Raw genomic sequence first — 20478 nt, forward strand, 5'->3', positions numbered from 1 at the left:
GCCCGTAGCGGGCGGCGGTGCGTCACGCGCGCTTTTGCGCGCGATGTTCGTCGAAGAAGTCCTGCACGACCGCGATCTCGCGCGTGCGCTTGAACGGCGGCAGGCTCTGCCAGATCCGGCGGCCGTACGGCTTGTCGACCAGCCGCGTGTCGCAGATCATCAGCACGCCGCGATCCGTTTCCGCGCGAATCAGGCGGCCCGCGCCCTGCTTCAGCGTGATCACGGCCTGCGGCAACTGGTGAACCGCGAACGGGCTCAAGCCCTTCTTGGTCAGCGCATCGAGTCGCGCGGCGAGCACCGGATCGTCGGGCGGCGCGAACGGCAGCTTGTCGATCACGACGAGCGACAGCGCGTCGCCGCGCACGTCGACGCCTTCCCAGAAGCTCTGGCTGCCGACGAGGATCGCATTGCCGTACGAACGGAAGCGGTCGAGCAGCTCGGTGCGGCTGGCATCGCCCTGCACCAGCAGCGGCGTGTTCCAGCCGCGCGACTCGATCACGTCGCGCAGCTTCGACGCGATCCGGTCGACCGCGCGCAGCGTCGTGCACAGCATGAAGACGCCGCCGCCCGACGCCTCGATCGCCGGCAGCGCCGCATCGAATACGGCGTCGGTAAACGCCGGCGACGACGGCTGCGGCAGGTTGCGCGGCACGTACAGCAGGCCCTGCGTCTGATAGTCGAACGGGCTCGCGAGCGTCATCGAGCGCCGCGAGCTGAGGCCCATCTGGGCCGCGTAGTGCGTGAAGTCACCGCGCACCGACAGCGTCGCCGACGTGAAGACCCACGCGCGCGGCACGCCGGCGCGCTGCTTCGCGAAGATCGGCGCGACCGATAACGGCGTCTCGTGCAGCTGGACGGTATGCGCGAACACTTCGACCCAGCGCACCTTCTCGTTCGGGTCGTCGGCACCCGCCTTCTCGGCGGCTGCCGCGGCATCGGCCTGAGCGGCCGCTTGCGCCGCCCCGGGCGCGACCCAGCCCGCGAGCAGGTCCTGAAGCTCGCGCGCGCGCCGCAGGCACGCACCGAGCGATTCCGCCCGCTCGGCCTGGCTCGCGAGCGCCGATGCGAGCGCATCGAGCGCCGCCTCGAGCGCGTCGAGCGCGCCGAACATCGGGTGATCGTCGCCCAGTTGCGCGAGCGACATGCGCACGATCTGGTCGTTCGCGAATGCGAGGCGCAGGTCGCGCGCCGCGCGCTCGAGATCGCCGCCGAGCTTCACCCACTCGACCGCATCGCGCGCATGGCTCAGGCCTTCGGCGACCGTGTCGCGTGCGAGTTCGAGGATCTGTGTGGTCGACAGCGTCTCGCCGAAGAACAGCGTCGCCGTCTCCGGCAGCTGGTGCGCTTCGTCGAAGATCACCGTGTTCGCGTTCGGCAGCAGCTCGGCCATCCCGGTGTCGCGCAGCATGATGTCCGCGAAGAACAGGTGATGGTTGACGACGACGACGTCGGCCTGCTGCGCCTCGCGCCGCGCCTGCATCACGAAGCACTCCTTGTAATGCGGGCACTCCTGGCCGAGGCAGTTGTCGCGCGTCGACGTGACCATCGACCATACGGGCGCCGTCTCCGGCACGCTCGCGAGCTCGGCCTTGTCGCCGCTTTTCGTGATCTTCGCGAACCGGACGATTTCCTGCAGGTAGGCGGTGTCCTGTCGCGACGGCAGGCGGCCGTTGTCGGCCGTGCGCTGCAGATAGTAATGGCACAGGTAGTTCGAGCGGCCCTTGAGCATCGCGACGGTCACCGGCACCGCGAGCGCGTTGCGCACGGTCGGGATGTCGCGCTGGAACAGCTGGTCCTGCAAGTGCTTCGTGCCGGTCGACACGATCACCTTGCCGCCCCACAGCATCGCGGGCACCAGGTATGCATAGGTCTTGCCGGTACCGGTGCCTGCCTCGACGATCAGCGTGTTGTCGCCGGCGTCGCTGTCGGCGTCGGCCGCCGCTCCGTCAGCGGCGGATTCGACCGCCTTGTCGCCTTCGCCGAGGCGGCGCGCCGGCCGCTTGCGGGTTTCGAAGATTTCCGGTTCGGGCAGACGGCGCGCGGACGCCTCCATCGCGGACGCGACCGCGCGCGCCATCTCGATCTGCGACTGACGCGGATGATAGCCGTCGAGCGCGCGCGCAAGCAGTCCGCCTTCACCGAAGATCGTGTCGAGTTCGTCGACGCGCTTGCGGCTCAGCTCGAACGTGCCTTCGGGCGCACGAACGCGCCCGGCAGACGACGCGTCAGGCCGGGCATCGGGGTTGGCTTCAAGCGGTGAATTCAAGGCAAGCGTTCCTGTGTCCAGCGCCGAGGCGGCGCCGGCGCTTGCCAGGCCGCGCTCAGGCGCGCTTATCCGGTTCCAGCTGCGATTGCAGCAAAATGATTTTGTCCTTGGCTGCCAGCTTTTCCTTCTTCAGCCGGTGCAGCGTAATGTCGTCGATGTCGGAGTGTCCTTCCTTCAGCTCGATCTCTCGAGCGAGCTGCTGGTGCTGCTCCTGCAATGCTGCCAAACGGTTGTGCAATTCCTGCTGCTGTTCCGTGGGACGGTTTTGCATATGCGCCTCCTCATCGAAGCAGCGCGCCGACTGGCGTGCCGGCACGCATGAGACTGAGTCCGGATCAATCCAATACGTTACTGCCCCTGCTGTTGCTGCTGCTTGGCCTTTTGGGCCGCTTCCTGCTGACGCCGCTCGACATCAGCCTTGTGCTGCGCGGCTTCCTTCTGCTTCTGCTCGTAGCGCGTGGCGTTGTCCGCCCGCTCCTGCGCCTTCTGCGCAGCCTGCTGGTGCGCCTGGTCGAGCTTGCGCTGGAAGTCGGCCTGCTTCTGGTCGTAGGCCTGCTTGCTCGCGGCATGCTGCGGCGCTTCCGCGCCGCGCTGCGCCCGCTTCAGTGCATTCTGCTCCTGCTTGTCGCGGAACGCAGCCGCGTTGGCCGCGTCGTTCGCCGCGCGCTGCGGCGCTTCCGCCGCATTCTGCGCCTGCTTCAGCGCCTGCTGCTGGTCGCGCTGCTGCGCCCGCACCGCACGTTGTTCGTCGTCGAGCGCGAGCTGCTCCTGGCGGATGCTCGCCCGCTCCTCGCGCATCCGGTCGCGCGCATTGCCGAGACAGTGATTGACGAAGAACTTGCTGTAGCAATCGTGCTCCGCCACCGCATAACGATAATCGTTTTCCGCGGAACGTTGATTGAGCACTTTTTGACGGGCGTCAAAATCCTGCGTGGCGGAGGCTGCGACGGGCACGGCGGCAGCGGCGTCAGGCGCGCTTGCGCCCGATGCCTGTGCGTACGCGACGGTGGACCCGGCGGACAAAGCCGCGGCAAGCGCTGCGCCGAGCGCGACGAGAGAAATGCGGGAAGTTGGCAACGTCGTAGGAAAGCTGCGGGACATGTGTCAAATTCTATCACCCCCGGCTGGACGCTCCGCCATTTATGGCAAAATGCCCCGCTTCACCCACCCGCGGCATCTGGTCCGGCGGGCCCGTCTCGCAGCCCGCCGCGCGCGGTCTGCCGGCCCGCGCCGCGATTTCAGCAGGCACATCATCCACGACATGACGGAAACCGTAGCACTCAAGATCGTACAGCGCATCGCCACCGAACTGTCCGTCCAGCCGCGCCAGGTCGCGGCGGCCGTGCAACTCCTCGACGAAGGCTCGACCGTTCCGTTCATTGCCCGGTACCGCAAGGAAGTGACGGGCAACCTGGACGACACGCAGCTGCGCCAGCTCGAGGAGCGCCTCCTGTATCTGCGCGAACTCGAGGATCGCCGCGCGACGATCCTGTCGAGCATCGACGAACAGGGCAAGCTGACCGACGAACTGCGCGCCGCGATCGACGCGGCCGACAGCAAGCAGGTGCTCGAAGACCTTTATCTGCCGTACAAGCCGAAGCGCCGCACTCGCGCGCAGATCGCCCGCGAAGCGGGCCTCGAGCCGCTCGCGCAGGCGCTGCTCGCGAATCCGCTGCTCGACCCGCAGGCCGAAGCCGCCGCGTACGTCGATGCCGACAAGGGAGTCGCCGACGTGAAGGCCGCGCTCGACGGCGCGCGCGACATCCTGTCCGAGCAGTTCGGCGAAACGGCCGAGCTTCTCGGCAAGCTGCGCGACTACCTGCACAGCCAGGGCGTCGTGTCGTCGGCCGTGGTCGAAGGCAAGGAAAACGAGGAAGGCGAGAAATTCCGCGACTACTACGACTACGCTGAGACGATCCGGACCGTGCCGTCGCACCGCGCGCTCGCGCTGTTCCGCGGCCGCAACGCCGGCGTGCTGACCGTCAAGCTCGGCCTCGGCGAGGAGCTCGACGCGCAGGTTCCGCATCCCGGCGAAGCGATGATCGCGCGCCATTTCGGGATCGCGAACCAGAACCGTCCCGCCGACAAGTGGCTGTCCGACGTGTGCCGCTGGTGCTGGCGTGTGAAGGTGCAGCCGCACATCGAGAACGAACTGCTCACGCAACTGCGTGAAACGGCGGAAGCCGAGGCGATCCGCGTGTTCGCGCGCAACCTGAAGGACCTGCTGCTGGCCGCGCCGGCCGGCCCGAAGGCCGTGATCGGTCTCGACCCCGGCCTGCGCACGGGCGTGAAGGTCGCCGTGGTCGACCGCACCGGCAAGCTGCTCGCGACCGACACGATCTATCCGCACGAGCCGCGCCGCGACTGGGACGGCTCGCTCGCGAAGCTCGCGCGCATCGCCGCGCAGACGCAGGCGGAGCTGATCAGCATCGGCAACGGCACCGCGTCCCGTGAAACCGACAAGCTCGCGAGCGAGCTGATCTCGAAGCACCCCGAGCTGCGGCTGCAGAAGATCGTCGTGTCGGAAGCCGGCGCGTCGGTCTACTCGGCGTCCGAGCTGGCCGCGAAGGAATTCCCGGAACTCGACGTGTCGCTGCGCGGCGCCGTGTCGATCGCGCGCCGCCTGCAGGATCCGCTCGCCGAACTCGTGAAGATCGAGCCGAAGGCGATCGGCGTCGGCCAGTACCAGCACGACGTGAACCAGCGCGAACTCGCCCGCTCGCTCGATGCGGTCGTCGAGGATTGCGTGAACGCGGTCGGCGTCGACGCAAATACCGCGTCGGTCGCGCTGCTGGCACGCGTATCGGGCCTGAACGCGACGCTCGCGCGCAACATCGTCGACTATCGCGACGCAAACGGGCCGTTCCCGTCGCGCGACCATCTGCGCAAGGTGCCTCGCCTCGGCGACAAGACCTTCGAACAGGCGGCCGGCTTCCTGCGCATCAACGGCGGCGAGAATCCGCTCGACCGATCGTCGGTCCACCCGGAGGCCTACCCGGTCGTCGAACGGATCCTCGCGAAGATCAACAAGCGCATCGACGACGTGCTCGGCAGCCGCGACGCGCTGTCCGGACTGTCGCCGACGGAATTTGTTGACGAACGTTTCGGCCTGCCGACTGTGCGCGACATCCTGTCCGAACTCGAAAAACCGGGTCGCGACCCGCGGCCCGAATTCAAGACCGCCACGTTCCGCGACGGCGTCGAGAAGGTGTCCGATCTGATGCCCGGCATGCTCCTCGAAGGGGTCGTGACGAACGTCGCGGCGTTCGGCGCGTTCGTGGATATCGGCGTGCACCAGGACGGCCTCGTCCACGTGTCCGCGATGTCGACGAAGTTCATCAAGGATCCGCACGAAGTCGTGAAGGCCGGCCAGGTCGTCAAGGTCAAGGTGCTCGACGTCGACGTGAAGCGCCAGCGCATTGCGCTGACGATGCGCCTCGACGACGAAGCGGCCGCGCCCGGCATGGCGCCGCGCAGCAGTCAGGAGCGCGGCAATGCCGGCCGCGGCGCGGCCCGCCCGCAGCGTTCGCGCGAGCCGGAACCGGCCGGTGCGATGGCCGCCGCGTTCGCGAAGCTGAAGCGCTGAACGCGCGAAGGTTTTCGACGCACGAAAAAAAGCCCGCCGACAGGCGGGCTTTTTCATGGCGTCGGCAAGCGTACTGCCGGAGTGGGCCGCATCCGCGGCCCGCGCGTCGGTCAGATCTCGATCTTGGTGCCGAGCTCGACGACGCGGTTCGCCGGAATCGAGAAGAAGTCGGTCGGCTTCGCCGCGTTCTGATGCATCCACGCGAACACGCGCTCGCGCCAGATCGACATGCCGGGCAGATGCGTCGGCACGACCGTTTCGCGCGCGAGGAAGAACGACGTGTCCATCAGCTCGAACGTCATGTCGTGCGAGCGGCCGAATTCCTCGAGCACGGCCTTCACGTCCGGCGTCTCGTTGAAGCCGTACTGGGCCTTGACGATGTACAGGCCGCCGCCCGCATCGCGCGAACTCAGGCGCGTGTCGTCGCGCACGTACGGAATGTCGCGCGTGACGAACGTCAGGAAGATGGTCCGCTCGTGGAGCACCTTATTGTGCTTCAGGTTGTGCAGCAGGCTCACGGGCACGAGCTTGTCGTTGCCGGTCAGGTAGATCGCGGTGCCCGACACGCGGTGCGGCGGATGCGCGAGCAGCCCGTGGAGGAACGGCTCGAGCGGGATACCGTCCGCGGCCGTGCGCTCCTTGACGATGTGGCGGCCCTTGAACCAGGTCATCAGCAGGAAGAACAGCAACGCGCCGATGCCGAGCGGCAGCCAGCCGCCCTGCGCGACCTTCAGCAGGTTCGCGCCGAAAAAGCCGAGGTCGATCGCGAGGAACACCGCGATGATCGCGCCGACGAGCAGCCGGTTCCAGTTCCACACCTTCACCATCACGACGCACGCCAGCACGGTGGTGATGACCATCGTCGCGGTCACCGCGATACCGTACGCCGCCGCCAGGTTGTCGGAGCTCTTGAAGCCGATCACGATGCAGAGGATCACGAACAGCAGCAGCCAGTTCACGACCGGCACGTAGATCTGGCCGATCGCCAGCTCGGACGTATGCAGCACCTTCATGCGCGGCACGTAGCCGAGCTGGATCGCCTGCGACGTCAGCGAATACGCGCCCGAAATCACGGCCTGCGACGCGATCACGGTCGCGACCGTCGACAGCACGACGAGCGGCAGCAATGCCCACTCGGGCGCCAGCAGGAAGAACGGGTTTTCGATCGCTTTCGGGTTCTGGATCAGCAGCGCGCCCTGGCCGAAGTAGTTCAGCACGAGCGACGGCATCACGAGCCCGTACGCGGCGAGGCGGATCGGCTTCGCGCCAAAGTGCCCCATGTCCGCGTAAAGCGCTTCCGCACCGGTCAGCACCAGCACGACCGAACCCAGCACGACATAGGCCTGCAGCAGGTGGTCGGCCATGAACGATGCCGCGTAGTACGGATTGATCGCCGCGATGATGCCCGGCACGCGCGCGATGTGGTACACGCCGAGTGCCGCGATCACGATGAACCACACGACCATGATCGGGCCGAACAGCTTGCCGACCAGCGCGGTGCCGTGGCGCTGGATCCAGAACAGCGCGATCAGGATCACGATCGTGATCGGCAGCACGAGGTGGGATAGGTGCGGTGTCGCGATTTCGAGACCTTCGACCGCCGACATCACCGAGATCGCCGGCGTGATCACTGCGTCCCCGTAGAACATGCACGCGCCGAATATCCCGAGCGCCATCAGCGCGCCCGCGACGCGGGTTTTCGAGTCGAGCGGCCGCAGCGACAGGGCCATCAGCGCGAGCACGCCGCCCTCGCCGTTGTTGTCGGCCCGCATCACGAACAGCAGATATTTGATGCCGACCACGAGGATGATCGCCCAGAACAGCAGCGAGATCACCCCCAGGATCGAGCTTTCGGTCAGCGGGATGCCGTGTGCGGGGCTGAACGCCTCCTTCAGCGCATATAGCGGGCTCGTGCCGATGTCGCCGAACACGACGCCGATGGCCGCTATCGCAAGCGCCCGCATCGAGTGTTGGTGCGTCGAATGCGCATGGGCTGCGTCGGTCGCCTGGATCGTGTCGTTCATATGAAGCGTAATAATCGGGTCCGGTTCGGACAAAACGAGCGCTATTCTACTCGCGCCCCCCTGAAACACCGCCCTGCCGTGTTGCCCTGACACCACGTGATCCACGCTGCGCATGCAATCCTGCGCAAGCTGTGGCAGGGCTGCCATCATAGCCGGGCCCGCGCCGTCTGCCTACCGCGAACGGCCGATCGCCGCGGCCGCCCGCCTTCCGCCCCAATGAAAAACGGCGCCGCAAGCGGCGCCGTACAAGGCTTTCGTTCGATCGGCCGGGCGCTTACGCGCCCGAACCGTCGCGCTGCGCGCGACCACGCTTGATCCACGCCTCGAGGTTGTGCGGACGAACGGTGTCCCACTCTTCGAACGGCTGATGAATCCACGGGTTCGTCGGCAGATACTGCGTGTGATAGTCGGGCTTCACCTTCGAGCAACCCTTGTACCAGAGCACGGCCGAACGCACGGCCGTGACGGCCGGATAGCGCTCCTTGAGATGCTCCTGCACACGCGCGAGCGTGACGCCCGAATCGACGAGATCGTCGACCAGCAGCACGTTGCCCGCGAGCTGGCCGCGCGTCATCGTGATGTACTGCGCGATGTCGAGCTCACCCTGCTCGGTGCCGGCCGCTTCGCGGTACGAACTCGTCGCGAGAATCGCGAGCGGGACGTCATAGATGCGCGAGAGCTGATCGCCGACACGCAGACCGCCGCGCGCGAGGCACAGGATCTGGTCGAACTTCCAGCCCGATGCATGCACCTGGAGCGCGAGCAGCTCGATCAGACGATGGTATTCGTCCCAGCCTACCCACAGGTTCTTGTCGTCGTTGCGCGGATCGGTCATCAAGTCTGCCGCCGTCATCGTGATTTGCTGCGTCATGCTGAAAATTACACCTTGAACGGATGGCGGAGCAGGATCGTTTCGTCGCGATCCGGGCCGGTCGAAACCATGTCGACCGGCACGCCGGCCACTTCCTGGACACGGGTCAGGTAGGCCTGCGCATTCGCCGGCAGCGCGTCCCACGTCTTGATGCCGACGGTGCTTTCCTTCCAGCCGGCGAAGGTTTCGTACACGGGCTCGCAACGCGCGACATCGGCCGCACCGCGCGGCAGGATGTCCACGTCCTTGCCGTCGATCTTGTAGCCGACGCACAGCTTGACTTCATCGAGGCCGTCGAGGACGTCGAGCTTCGTCATGCAGAGGCCCGACACGCCGTTGATCTGGATCGAGCGGCGCAGTGCGGCTGCGTCGAGCCAGCCGGTGCGGCGCGGACGGCCGGTGACCGAGCCGAATTCCTTGCCGACGTTCGCCAGCGTGACGCCGACCTGATCCTGACGCTGAGGATTGTCCGCATCGTACAGCTCGCTCGGGAACGGGCCCGCGCCGACGCGCGTGCAATACGCCTTCGTGATGCCGAGGATGTAGTTCAGCTGCTGCGGACCGACGCCGGCGCCGGCCGATGCCGCACCCGCGACGCAGTTGCTCGACGTGACGAACGGATAAGTGCCGTGGTCGATGTCGAGCAGCGTGCCTTGCGCGCCTTCGAACAGCAGGTTCTGACCGGCGTTGTTCGCGTCGTACAGGCGGCGCGACACGTCGGCCACCATCGGCTTCAGGCGATCGGCATAGCCGAGCATCGTGTCGAGCGTGGCCTGGAAATCGACGGCTGCGCCACCCAGGTACTGGGTCAGCACGAAGTTGTGGAAATCGAGGTTTTCGCGCAGGCGGTCGGCGAAGGTCTTCGCGTCGAACAGGTCCTGCACGCGCAGCGCGCGGCGGCCGACCTTGTCTTCATACGCGGGGCCGATGCCGCGGCCGGTCGTACCGATCTTGCCCGCGCCCTTGCGCGCTTCGCGCGCCTGGTCGATCGCGATGTGGTACGGCAGGATCAGCGTCGTGGCTTCGGAAATGAACAGGCGATCGCGAACGTTCACGCCGGCTTCTTCCAGCTCGCCGATTTCCTTGAACAGTGCCTCGGGGGACAGGACGACGCCGTTGCCGATGTAGCAGGCGACGCCTTCACGCATGATGCCCGACGGAATGAGGCGCAAGATGGTTTTCTTGCCGCCGATGATGAGGGTGTGGCCGGCGTTGTGACCGCCCTGGAAACGCACGACGCCCTGAGCGTGGTCCGTCAGCCAGTCGACGATCTTGCCCTTGCCTTCATCACCCCATTGCGTTCCCACGACGACGACATTGCGCCCGGGAGTCACGTTCACTGCGCTGGCAGACATGTTGATTCGTTAGCTGGTTAAAAACGTATTCTACCTAGGTTCGCGGGCGATTCCGAATTTTTCCGTTTCGCTTCAACGATATGCACGCCGAACGACGGCCCACGAACACCTCTTTAACGGGGTTCGACCACCCATGCGCCGTTGCGCTCGACGAGCGAACGGTCGCACGCGAATTCGTCGAGCACGTGGTCGTGCCCGGGCAATGCCTGGATCACGACCTCGCCCGCATCGCGCAGCGCCGCGACGGCCGCGCCGAGCGCATCATCCTGCGCCCACGGCGCAAGAATCGCGGTGCCGCGCGCCTCGATCGGCGAAATCCGCGCGAGCTCGCGCAGATCGAGCGAGAAGCCCGTCGCCGGACGGGCGCGACCGTAAGCCTGCCCCACGTGGTCGTAACGGCCGCCGCGCGCGATCGCGTTCGGCACGCCGTCGATGTACGCCGTAAACATCGCGCCGCTGTGGTACGCGTAGCCGCGCAGGTCGGCCAGATCGATCGCCACCTCGACGCCCTTCGCCTGGGCCGCGAGCTGCGCGAGATCGTCGAGCGCGCGCGTGATCTCGGGCAGCACCGGCAGCCGTGCGCGCGCCTCGTCGAGCACGCTCGCGTCGCCGTACAGATGCGGCAACGCACGCAGCGCCGCGCGCGTGTCGGCGCCGAGATCGTCGGTGAGTTCGTTCAGCAGCGGCACGTCCTTGCCCGACAGCGCGTCGTACAGCGACTCGCCGCGCTCGGCGGCCTGCGCGTCGCGCGCGAGCAGCGCCGCGAGCACGCCCGCATGGCACAGGTCCAGACGGATTCGCGACAGCCCCGCGAGGTGCAGCGCGTCGAGCATCAGTTGCTGGATCTCGAGATCGGCTTCCAGCCCGGCATGCCCGTAGATTTCGGCGCCGATCTGGATCTGCTCGCGCGTCGCGTGCAGGCCGCGCGGACGCGTATGCATCACATGCCCCGCATAGCAAAGGCGCGTGACGCCCTGGCGGTTCAGCAGGTGCGCGTCGATGCGCGCGACCTGCGGCGTGATGTCCGCGCGCAGGCCGAGCGTGCGGCCCGATAGCTGGTCGACCAGCTTGAAGGTGCGCAGGCGCAGGTCGGCGCCGCCGCTCGTCAGCAGCGACTCGAGGTATTCGAGCAGCGGCGGCATCACCATTTCGTAGCCGTACGAACGGAAGCGGTCGAGCAGCCTGCGGCGCAGCTCCTCGATCTTGCGCGCTTCCGACGGCAGTACGTCGGCGATATTCTCGGGAAGTAACCAGGTCGACATCGGTACGGTCCTACGACGGGAAACAGGGCGCGACGCGCGCGCCACGAGATGAAATCGGAAATCGGAATCGTGCGGAACGGACGGCGGATTGGCCGTCTCGTTCAGGTCTCCGTTCAGGTGGCGAGCAGCAGCAGGATGAGCCCCAGCGCCATCACGATGAGCCCGCCGATCCGGATATGATGCGGCGGCCGCTCCGCTATTCTACGAAACGTGTCGCGCCAGGCGACGGGAAACACGAAGGGAAACGCCCCCTCGATGATCAGCATCAGTGCTACCGCGAGCAACAACGAACCAGCCAGATCCATGCGAACGACGGCGCCGCTCGACGCGGCGCCCCAAGGTCAGTGTTTGCGGGGAGCAGGTGCCGCCGGTGCGGCACCGCCCGTCGGGCTGCGCATGAAACGGAAAAACTCGCTGTCGGGATCGACCACGATGATGTCGTTGCGCTTGAAGGTATTCCGGTAAGCCTGCAGGCTCGCGTAGAACTGGTAGAACTGCGGATCTTGGCCGAATGCGTCGGCGGCGATCGACGCGGCCTTCGCATCGCCCTCGCCCTTGATCGTCTGCGCGGACTTGTACGCATTCGCGAGCACCGCCTGCTGTTCGCGCTCCGCATCGGCCTTGATCTGTTCGACATCCGCAGCGCCATCCGCGCGCACCTGTGCGGCCTGCGCGCGCAGCGCGGCAATCATCCGCTGATAGACGGCGTCGGCCTGCGCGGCCGGCAAGTCGACGCGCGTCAACTGGACATCGACCACGTCGACGCCGAAGCCGGATGCCTGCGCGCGCACCGCATCGCGAGCCGCATTGGCGATGTCGCGCTGTCCGCCGAGCGCGTCGTCGAGCGCGCGCTTGCCGAACGCGTCACCGAGCGCACTCTTCAGCGCGCCGGCCAGACGCTCGGCGGCGGTGGCAGAGTCGCCGCTCGTCGCCATGAAGTACTTCATCGGATCGCTGATCCGATACTTGACCGCATACGTGACGAGCAGATCGTGCTTGTCTTCGGTCGCGAGTTGCAGCGGATCCGACGATTCGAGCGATTGCAGGCGCGTGTCGATCAGCGTCGCCGTCTGCAGCGGCGGCGGCAGCTTGAAATGGATGCCGGGGCCCGCGAGTTCGGGCTGCGTGCCGTCGCGGCCCGACAGCACGGCCGTGTGGCGCGGATCGACGGTCAGCACGGTCGACGATGCCGCGAAGGCGACGATCACGATTGCGACGACGAGCGCAATGATTCGGTTCATGTTCTGCGCTCCCGTTACTTCGTATCGTCTTCGCGCGAGCGGCTGCGGAACGCTTCGCGCGACCGCAGCACGTCGCTGCCCGGTGCGGGCGCCGCCGCGGCCGAAGCCGAGGCCGCGCTCGCGGGCACGCTCGCCGCCGCGCCGGCCGGCGCCGACGCTGCGTCGGGCGCGGATGCGCCGGCGGGCGTCGCGGCATTCGTGGCGCTCGCGGCGTTTTGTCGCCCCTGCTCGACGAGCTTGTCGAGCGGCAGGTACACGACGTTGCTGCCCTTGTTGCCGACGAACACCTTCGTCGCGTTCGAATAGATTTCCTGCATCGTCTCGAGGTACATCCGCTCGCGAATCACCGCGGGCGCCTTCGAATACTGCGCATAGACCTGCTTGAAGCGGTCGGCGTCGCCTTCGGCCTCGGTGACCACGCGATCGGCATACGCCTTCGCTTCGTCGACGAGTTTCGCGGCATTGCCCTGCGCCTTGGGCAGCAGGTCGTTCGCATAGGCCTGCGCGGTACGCTTGGCGGCCTCGCGCTCGTCGCGCGCCTTCGCGACTTCGGCGTACGCGGCTTGCGTCTGCTCCGGCGCCGCGACGCTCTGCATCGTGACGGCCGTGACTTCGAGCCCCGACTGGTAGCGATCGAGATCGCGCTGGATCGCGGCGGACAGCTGCTCGCGCAGCGCGTCGCGGTCCTGGTTCAGCATGTCGGCCGCGCTGCGCGTGCCGACGATCGCGCGCACCGCGGCCTGGGCGGCCTCCGACACGCCGCGCTCGGGGTCGACGCTGCGGAACAGGTAATCGGTTGCCGAACGGATCCGGTACTGGACGACGAAACGCACGTCGACGATGTCGGCGTCGCGCGTCAGCATCGCGGCTTCCTTCACGTTCGCGAGCCGCACGACGTTGTTGCGGCCGATCTCGATCGAACGGACCTGCGACGTGTCGACGATCTCGTGCGACGCGAACGGATACGGCGCGCGCCAGTGCACACCCTGGCCGACCGTGCCGGACAATTTGCCGAACTGCAGCACGACGCCCGTCTGGCCGTCCTGCACGACGAACAGCCCGCTGCCCGCGTAGACCGCGACCAGCACGCCGATCACGATGCCGACGCCGACGCGCGCGGCCCGGCCGTTGTCGGGCCGGAAGCCGTTGCCGCCCTTGCCGCCGAACAGGCCGCTCAGACGCCGGTTGAAGTTGCGCCACATCTCGTCGAGATCGGGCGGACCGTCACCGTCGCCACCGGGCGGACGCTTCGATTCGTTCGCACGCGGACGGGATGCGTCGTTGCCCTTGCCTTCGCCGCGTCCCCAGCGGGGATCGTTGATCGACAGCAAGGCGCGCATCCGCCGCCAGGTACTCCGCTCGTTGTATTCGTTCACCAGAGTTTGTTCACCAGATGGGACGTCAGCGAACCGGCCGGGGCCGGTTAGCGCCCGTGTTCGGAAATCGTGTGGTCTTCGTGTGGTTCTGCGGGAGCGCCGTCGAGCGCGCCGTTGGGTAACGTCGCGCCGGTAAGGTGTTCCGCGGAGGCGATTTCGGCGATGGCGGCACGCAACGTGTCGAGACCCTGACCGGTGCGCGCGCTCAAAAAGACGCGCGAAATATTACCATACTCGTCTCGCTCGACCGCGTCGCCGCGGGCCGCCAGCTCGGGCACGGCGTCGATCTTGTTGAACACCAGCACCTGCCGGATCGTGTCCGCGCCGATTTCGTGCAGCACGCCGTTCACCTGCTCGATCTGTTCGAGCCGCACCGCGCTCGACGCATCGACCACGTGCAGCAGCAAATCCGCATGGATCGTTTCCTCGAGGGTCGCGCGAAACGCGGCAACCAGCTGGTGAGGCAGTTCGCGGATGAACCCGACCGTATCGGACACGACGATCTGCCCGACCTCGTCGCCGAGGTACACGCGCCGCGACGTCGTGTCGAGCGTGGCGAACAGCTGGTCGGCCGCATAGGCCTGCGCCTTCGTCAGCGCATTGAACAGCGTCGACTTGCCCGCGTTCGTATAGCCGACGAGCGACACCGACATCGTGCCGCTGCGCGCGCGCTGGCGACGCTGCGTGCTGTGTTGCCGACGCAGCCGGTCGAGCCGCGACTTCAGCATCTTGATGCGCTCGCCGATCAGCCGGCGGTCGGTTTCGAGCTGGGTTTCGCCGGGGCCGCGCAGGCCGATACCACCCTTTTGCCGCTCCAGGTGGGTCCATGCGCGAATCAGCCGGGTCGACAGGTATTGCAGCTGCGCAAGCTCGACCTGCAGCTTGCCTTCGTGGCTGCGGGCGCGCTGCGCGAAGATATCGAGGATGAGGCTCGTGCGATCGACCACCCGCCTGTTCAGCGCCTGCTCCAGATTGCGTTGCTGGGCCGGTGCCAGTGCGTGGTTGAAGATGACGATTTCGACGTTGTGTGCGTCGCAGGCGAGCCGGAGTTCTTCGGCTTTGCCGCTGCCGATGAACATCTTGGCATCGGGACTGGCGCGACGACCGGTGAGGGTGACGGCGGGACGTGCCCCCGCACTGGAGGCGAGAAGACTGAGTTCTTCCAGACTGGCTTCGAAATCGGTCTTGCCGAAGTCGATGCCGACGAGCGCTGCGTTGATCAAATTATCGGGTGTCAAGATAAGGCGGCTGGCATCGGTCGCTCGCGGCGACCGGATGCCGGCCGCTGCGATAGGTTAGGACGTGGTCGCTTCCGCGTCCGGGTGGAAATTCACCGGGCGCGCCGGCACGACCGTCGAGATGGCGTGCTTGTAGACCATCTGGGTCACCGTATTACGGAGCAACACGACGTACTGGTCGAACGATTCGATGTTCCCTTGGAGCTTGATGCCGTTGACGAGATAGATCGAAACGGGAACGTGCTCTTTGCGCAGTGCGTTCAAAAACGGGTCTTGTAACAATTGCCCTTTGTTGCTCATGGCGTACTCCATCTTTTTTTGCAGGTTGATCTGAATTTGGCGCCGAAGAAAAAGAGATCCGGCGCCAATCGCTACACTATAGCTGATTTTGCCTGCCCCGCCCGGCAGCAGGCCATGCGGCCTGGCCCTTGCGGGACGTGCGTGGCAGGCATGTTCAGCCCTTGTCCGCGTACGGATTGTTCGACGAACGGAACTCTATGCGCAATGGAGTCCCGGTCAGGGAGAAAGTTTCGCGGAATCGGTTTTCGAGGTAGCGCTTGTACGTTTCGGTCACCGCGTCGAGCGCGTTGCCGTGGATCACGATCAGCGGCGGATTCTGTCCGCCCTGGTGCGCGTAGCGCAGCTTCGGACGCACCGGGCCACGGCGGCGCGGCTGCTGGAACTCGACGGCCTCGATCAGCGCGCGCGTGAGCTTCGGCGTCGGCAGTTTCGCCATGGCCGCCGCGTACGCGTCGTCGACCGAGCGCATCAGCGCGCCAATGCCCGTCTTCTTCGCGGCCGAAATGTAGTGCGATTTCGCGAAGTCGAGGAATTTCAGCTTGCGGGTCAAATCCGCTTTCGCGCGATCGCGCGCGTGGTCGTCGAGACCGTCCCACTTGTTGACGCCGATCACGAGCGCGCGGCCCTGTTCGACGACGAAGCCGGCGATGTGCGCGTCCTGGTCGGAAATGTCCTGCTGCGCATCCAGCAGAAGAATGACGACGTTCGCGTCGGAGATCGATTGCAGCGTCTTCACGACCGAGAATTTCTCGATCGCCTCGAACACCTTGCCGCGGCGCCGCAGGCCTGCCGTGTCGATCAGCGTGTATTTCTTGCCGTTACGCTCGAAGTCGACGTAGATCGAATCGCGCGTCGTGCCCGGCATGTCGAACGCGATCACGCGGTCCTCGCCGATCAGCGCGTTCACGAGCGTCGACTTGCCGACGTTCGGGCGGCCCACGATCGCGATCTTGATGCCGCGCGACGGATCGTCTTCGTCCGCTTCCTCGGGCTGGCCCGCGTACGCGACTTCCAGCGCCTCGTTGATCATGTCGGTCACGCCGTCGCCGTGCGCGGCCGAGATCGCGCGCGGATCGCCGAGGCCGAGCTCGTAGAAGTCCGTCGCGACCGCCGTGTACTTCATCCCCTCGGCCTTGTTGACGACCAGGAAGATCGGCCGGCCGGTCTTGCGCAGGTAGTCGGCGATCGACTTGTCCTGCGGCGCGAGCCCGTTACGGCCGTCGACGATGAACACGACGACGTCGGCTTCCTCGACGGCCTGCCGCGTCTGGCGCGCCATCTGGTGCAGGATGCCGTCCTTCGCGACGGGTTCGAAGCCGCCGGTATCGACGACCAGGTACGGCCGTTCGCCGACCCGCCCTTCGCCGTAATGGCGATCGCGCGTGAGGCCGGGCAAATCGGCGACCAGCGCATCACGCGAGCGCGTGAGCCGGTTGAACAGCGTGGATTTCCCCACATTGGGGCGCCCAACAAGGGCAATGACCGGTTTCATCTGTGTTTTCTACGGTGATGCGCAGCAGCGGGAGGCCCGCTGCTGCGGGCGGCTGCGCTGAATGAAAATATCACGAATTCGCGCCGCGCCGGATGCGCGCGCCGGGCGCGCGTTGCACGCCGTGGTCTTTCGTTTCGAACTGCCTTTCAAATACCGAGCGGCCGGGAACACCGGCCGCCTTCGTGTCGCACGACCGCGGCGCGCGGGACGAGCCCGCCGCGCCGCGATCGCGCCTGTTGCGTGCGCGTCAGCGCGGACGGAACCCGTACAGGCCGCCGTCCTTCGTCTGCACGACGAGCGTATTGCCCGCCAGGACCGGCGCCGCGGTAATCGCGCTGCCGTCCGTCTTCATCCGCGCGATGAAGCTGCCGTCCTCGCGCGACAGGAAGTGCACGAAGCCCTTGTAGTCGCCCATCACGACCGCATGGCCAAGCAGGTAAGGCACGCCGACGTCGCGGCTCTTCAGCTTGTCGTTGCGCCAGAGCTGGTTGCCGCTCGCCGAGTCGTAAGCCGTCACGACCGACCAGTCGTCGCCGCCGGCGACGACCGAATCGTCCTGCGCAAGGCCGCTGCGGCTCGAGAACGCCTTTTCCCACAGCGGACGGCCCGAGTTCGCGTCGAAGCAGCCGATCTGCCCCTGGAACGTGACCGCGCACGCTTCGGCACCGACGAGCGTCGGCGGACCGCTGACGTCGTTGATGCGCTCCACTTCGGTCACACCCTTCGGGAACGACACCGGCGTCTGCCAGAACGGCTCACCCGTCTGCAGGTTGATCGCAACCAGACCGCCGCCGGGGAAGCCCGCCAGCACGGCAGCATCGCCCGCGAACGTCATGCCGGCCGACACGCGCAGGTTCAGCGGCACCGCGCGGTTGCGGTAGTTCCACTTCTGCTCGCCCGTCTGCGCGTTGAACGCGATCACCTGGCCGTCGATCGTGCGCACGATCACGAGGCCGTTGCCGACCAGCGGCGGCGAGAAGATCTCGCCCTGCACGCTCGTCTTCCACAGCAGCTTGCCGTCGGGGCCGAGGACAAACACGCCGCCCTTGAGCGCGCCGACCGCGGTCAGGTTGCCGTCGCTGCCGACACCGGCCGACAGGTCCGAACCGACCTTCGAGCGCCACAGCGTCTGGCCCGTCTTCGCGTCGATCTTCTCGACCGAACCGTTCTCGCCCGCGGCATAGACGGCGTCGCCCACGGCCACCGGCGTGAACAGGTAGCGCCCGCCCTTGCCGACGCTCGCCTTCCAGACCTGTTGCACGTCCATGACGGGCTTGAACTCGGTGAGCGGCGTCGGCACGCGGCGCGCGTCCTTCGACGACGAGCAGGCCGCCAATGCCAGGACAGCCGCCGCGCAGGCTACGGGCACAGCGTAACGTTTCAGCAAATTCATCGGTTAGCGAAGCAGAGTTAAGAGGTTGAGGGGGCCGGAATCAGCCGCCGAGCGCGTCGAGCTTGAACTGCACGAGCTGGCGCGCGGACTGGTCGTCCTGCGGCAGGCCGTCGAGCGCGAGCTTGTACGCAGCGCGCGCGTCGTCGGTCTTGCCTTGCGCGGCCAGCAGATCGCCGCGGCGATCCGCCACGACGCCCTTGAATGCATCGACCGGCGTGCCGGACAGCAGCGCGAGGCCCGCATCGTACGCCTTCTCGTCGAGCAGCAGCGACGCGAGACGCAGCTTCGCGATCTGCTTGTACTCGTCATCCCTGGCGTGCTCGACGGCCCATTGCAGCTGGGCCTTCGCGCCGGCGGCGTCGCCTGCCGCGTAGAGCGTCTTCGCGGCCGACAGGGCCGTCATCTGCGCGTACGGCGTGCGGGCGAACTTGTCTTCCATGTCGGCGGCCGCGCGGGCCATCGTCGCCTTGTCGTTCGCGGCGGCGGCCTTCTGGACCTGCTCGTACAACCCGGAAGCCTCGGCGGCCTGACGGCGCTGCCAGTAATTCCAGCCGTTGAAACCGGCCGCGACAACCAGCGCCGCGAGCACGATCCACGTGGTGAGGTTGCCCCAGCGGGCCCACCACGCCTTGACACTTTCAATCGATTCTTGTTCGTCGTGATAACTCATCGGCGAGCGATTCCTTCCTGTTCAGGCTTTTTCTTGTCGAGCGAATGCGAGCGCGATCAGTCGTCGCCGTCTTCGGCGGATGCAACCATCGCATTGATTAGGAATTCGGTCAAGCTTTCGACCGGTACGGTCTGCTGAACGTTCTTTTCCCCTTCCTCGCCCGCACCGCGCAGCGCTTTCACGCCCACCGTGCCGTTCGCGACCTCTTCTTCGCCGAAGATCACCGCGAACGCGGCACCGCTTGCATCGGCCCGCTTCATCTGCGACTTGAAGCTTGCCGGCGCGCCGTCGGCGCTGCAGTGGAAAATCACGTCGAGGCCCGTGTCGCGCAGACGCTCGGCCGCGATGAACGCCTGTTCGCGCGCCGTCTCGCCCTGGTGCACCACGTACACGTCGACACCTTCCTGCTCGGGCGCGAGATCCTCTTCCTTCAGCAATTCGAGAATGCGCTCGATGCCCATCGCCCAGCCGCATGCGGCGGTCGGCTTGCCGCCGAGCTGCTCGATCAGCGGATCGTAGCGGCCGCCGGCCGCGACGGTGCCCTGTGCGCCGAGCTTGTCGGTCACCCACTCGAACACGGTCAGGTTGTAGTAGTCGAGGCCACGCACGAGACGTGGGTTGATCTTGAACGGAATGTTGTTCGCGAGCAGCAGGCGCTGCAGCCCTTCGAAGTGCGCACGCGATTCGTCGCCGAGGAAGTCGATCAGCTTCGGCGCGTTCTGCGCGATTTCCTGCAGCGCGGGATTCTTCGTGTCGAGCACGCGCAGCGGGTTCGTATACAGGCGGCGCTTCGCGTCCTCGTCCAGCACGTCGGCGAACTGCTCGAGGTACTTGATCAGTTCGACACGGTGCGCGGCCCGCTCTTCCGCGAGGCCGAGCGAGTTGATCTCGAGCTTGATGCCGGTCAGCCCGAGGTCGTCCCACAGGCGCTGGCACATCATGATGATCTCGGCGTCCGCATCCGGGCCCGCGAAGCCGAGCGCCTCGACGCCGACCTGGTGGAACTGGCGGTAGCGGCCGCGCTGCGGACGCTCGTGACGGAACATCGGGCCGATGTACCACAGGCGCTTCGGGCCGTCGTACAGCATGTTGTGCTCGATCGACGCGCGCACGACGGCCGCGGTGTTCTCCGGGCGCATCGTCAGGTTCTCGCCGTTCAGCGCGTCGGTGAAGCTGTACATTTCCTTCTCGACGATGTCCGTGACTTCGCCGATGCCGCGCGTGAAGAGCTGCGTGTGTTCGACGATCGGCGTGCGGATGTTCTGATAGCCGTACGCGCGCAGCAACGATTTCACGGTGGCTTCGAAGAATTCCCACAGGCCGGCATCCTGCGGAAGGATGTCGTTCATGCCTTTGACGCCGGTGAGCTTCTCGATCTTGCGTTTCTGTTCAGTCATCGTGTGT

Annotated in this window: 17 protein-coding genes; 1 reads left to right on the forward strand and 16 read right to left on the reverse strand. The window is 66.5% G+C overall.

The window, feature by feature from the left end:
* Positions 1 to 22: 22 nt before the first annotated feature.
* The 3 genes from ACP26O_RS09160 to ACP26O_RS09170 form a co-directional block, all read right to left on the reverse strand.
* Positions 23 to 2266: an ATP-dependent DNA helicase gene (locus ACP26O_RS09160; protein WP_175664801.1), complete on the reverse strand. Its 2244-nt coding sequence runs from the start codon at positions 2264 to 2266 to the stop codon at positions 23 to 25.
* Between the two features lie 55 nt (positions 2267 to 2321).
* A complete protein-coding gene (locus ACP26O_RS09165) occupies positions 2322 to 2537 on the reverse strand; it encodes a YdcH family protein (RefSeq protein WP_006755091.1) in 216 nt (71 codons plus the stop codon).
* A 77-nt stretch (positions 2538 to 2614) separates the two neighbouring features.
* Positions 2615 to 3367, reverse strand: coding sequence for a hypothetical protein (locus tag ACP26O_RS09170; RefSeq protein WP_011657013.1), 753 nt, complete (start codon positions 3365 to 3367; stop codon positions 2615 to 2617).
* Positions 3368 to 3527: 160 nt separating this feature from the next.
* On the opposite strand from ACP26O_RS09170, the gene ACP26O_RS09175 reads away from it, so the two are divergent.
* The gene (locus ACP26O_RS09175; RefSeq protein ID WP_105834130.1) at positions 3528 to 5852 is read left to right on the forward strand and encodes a Tex family protein; all 2325 of its coding nucleotides are present in this window, start codon (positions 3528 to 3530) and stop codon (positions 5850 to 5852) included.
* A 110-nt stretch (positions 5853 to 5962) separates the two neighbouring features.
* Here the strand turns inward: ACP26O_RS09175 and ACP26O_RS09180 are convergent, their stop codons facing one another.
* From ACP26O_RS09180 to hisS, 13 genes are all read right to left on the reverse strand, one after another.
* Positions 5963 to 7876 carry a potassium transporter Kup gene (locus ACP26O_RS09180; RefSeq protein ID WP_165751507.1) on the reverse strand — a complete coding sequence of 638 codons (1914 nt, stop codon included), beginning with the start codon at positions 7874 to 7876 and terminating at the stop codon, positions 5963 to 5965.
* A gap of 274 nt (positions 7877 to 8150) precedes the next feature.
* Positions 8151 to 8747, reverse strand: coding sequence for a phosphoribosyltransferase (locus tag ACP26O_RS09185; protein ID WP_006755319.1), 597 nt, complete (start codon positions 8745 to 8747; stop codon positions 8151 to 8153).
* Positions 8748 to 8755: 8 nt separating this feature from the next.
* Complete coding sequence (locus ACP26O_RS09190; RefSeq protein WP_006760651.1) at positions 8756 to 10102, reverse strand: adenylosuccinate synthase; 1347 nt, start codon at positions 10100 to 10102, stop codon at positions 8756 to 8758.
* Positions 10103 to 10215: 113 nt separating this feature from the next.
* Positions 10216 to 11364, reverse strand: coding sequence for an ATP phosphoribosyltransferase regulatory subunit (locus tag ACP26O_RS09195; RefSeq protein ID WP_006755321.1), 1149 nt, complete (start codon positions 11362 to 11364; stop codon positions 10216 to 10218).
* A gap of 113 nt (positions 11365 to 11477) precedes the next feature.
* On the reverse strand, positions 11478 to 11669 hold the full coding sequence (locus ACP26O_RS09200) for a DUF2065 domain-containing protein (protein WP_006755322.1): 192 nt from the start codon (positions 11667 to 11669) through the stop codon (positions 11478 to 11480).
* Between the two features lie 36 nt (positions 11670 to 11705).
* Positions 11706 to 12605, reverse strand: coding sequence for a protease modulator HflC (gene hflC, locus ACP26O_RS09205; protein ID WP_175664803.1), 900 nt, complete (start codon positions 12603 to 12605; stop codon positions 11706 to 11708).
* Positions 12606 to 12619: 14 nt separating this feature from the next.
* Positions 12620 to 13981: an FtsH protease activity modulator HflK gene (gene hflK, locus ACP26O_RS09210; RefSeq protein ID WP_126227977.1), complete on the reverse strand. Its 1362-nt coding sequence runs from the start codon at positions 13979 to 13981 to the stop codon at positions 12620 to 12622.
* A 47-nt stretch (positions 13982 to 14028) separates the two neighbouring features.
* On the reverse strand, positions 14029 to 15204 hold the full coding sequence (hflX, locus tag ACP26O_RS09215; RefSeq protein WP_175656188.1) for a GTPase HflX: 1176 nt from the start codon (positions 15202 to 15204) through the stop codon (positions 14029 to 14031).
* A gap of 72 nt (positions 15205 to 15276) precedes the next feature.
* Positions 15277 to 15519, reverse strand: coding sequence for an RNA chaperone Hfq (hfq, locus tag ACP26O_RS09220; RefSeq protein ID WP_006754897.1), 243 nt, complete (start codon positions 15517 to 15519; stop codon positions 15277 to 15279).
* A 154-nt stretch (positions 15520 to 15673) separates the two neighbouring features.
* Positions 15674 to 17011, reverse strand: a complete 1338-nt coding sequence (gene der, locus ACP26O_RS09225) for a ribosome biogenesis GTPase Der (protein WP_006754898.1) — start codon at positions 17009 to 17011, stop codon at positions 15674 to 15676.
* 247 nt (positions 17012 to 17258) lie between these two features.
* Positions 17259 to 18404 carry an outer membrane protein assembly factor BamB gene (gene bamB / locus ACP26O_RS09230; protein WP_011657019.1) on the reverse strand — a complete coding sequence of 382 codons (1146 nt, stop codon included), beginning with the start codon at positions 18402 to 18404 and terminating at the stop codon, positions 17259 to 17261.
* A 40-nt stretch (positions 18405 to 18444) separates the two neighbouring features.
* Positions 18445 to 19074, reverse strand: coding sequence for a tetratricopeptide repeat protein (locus ACP26O_RS09235; RefSeq protein ID WP_175664804.1), 630 nt, complete (start codon positions 19072 to 19074; stop codon positions 18445 to 18447).
* Positions 19075 to 19130: 56 nt separating this feature from the next.
* Positions 19131 to 20471 (reverse strand): histidine--tRNA ligase, encoded by a 1341-nt coding sequence (gene hisS / locus ACP26O_RS09240; RefSeq protein ID WP_006754903.1) that lies wholly within the window; start codon positions 20469 to 20471, stop codon positions 19131 to 19133.
* Positions 20472 to 20478: the final 7 nt, after the last annotated feature.

The organism is Burkholderia sp. R-40, from assembly GCF_049942845.1.
GTDB lineage: Bacteria > Pseudomonadota > Gammaproteobacteria > Burkholderiales > Burkholderiaceae > Burkholderia > Burkholderia ambifaria.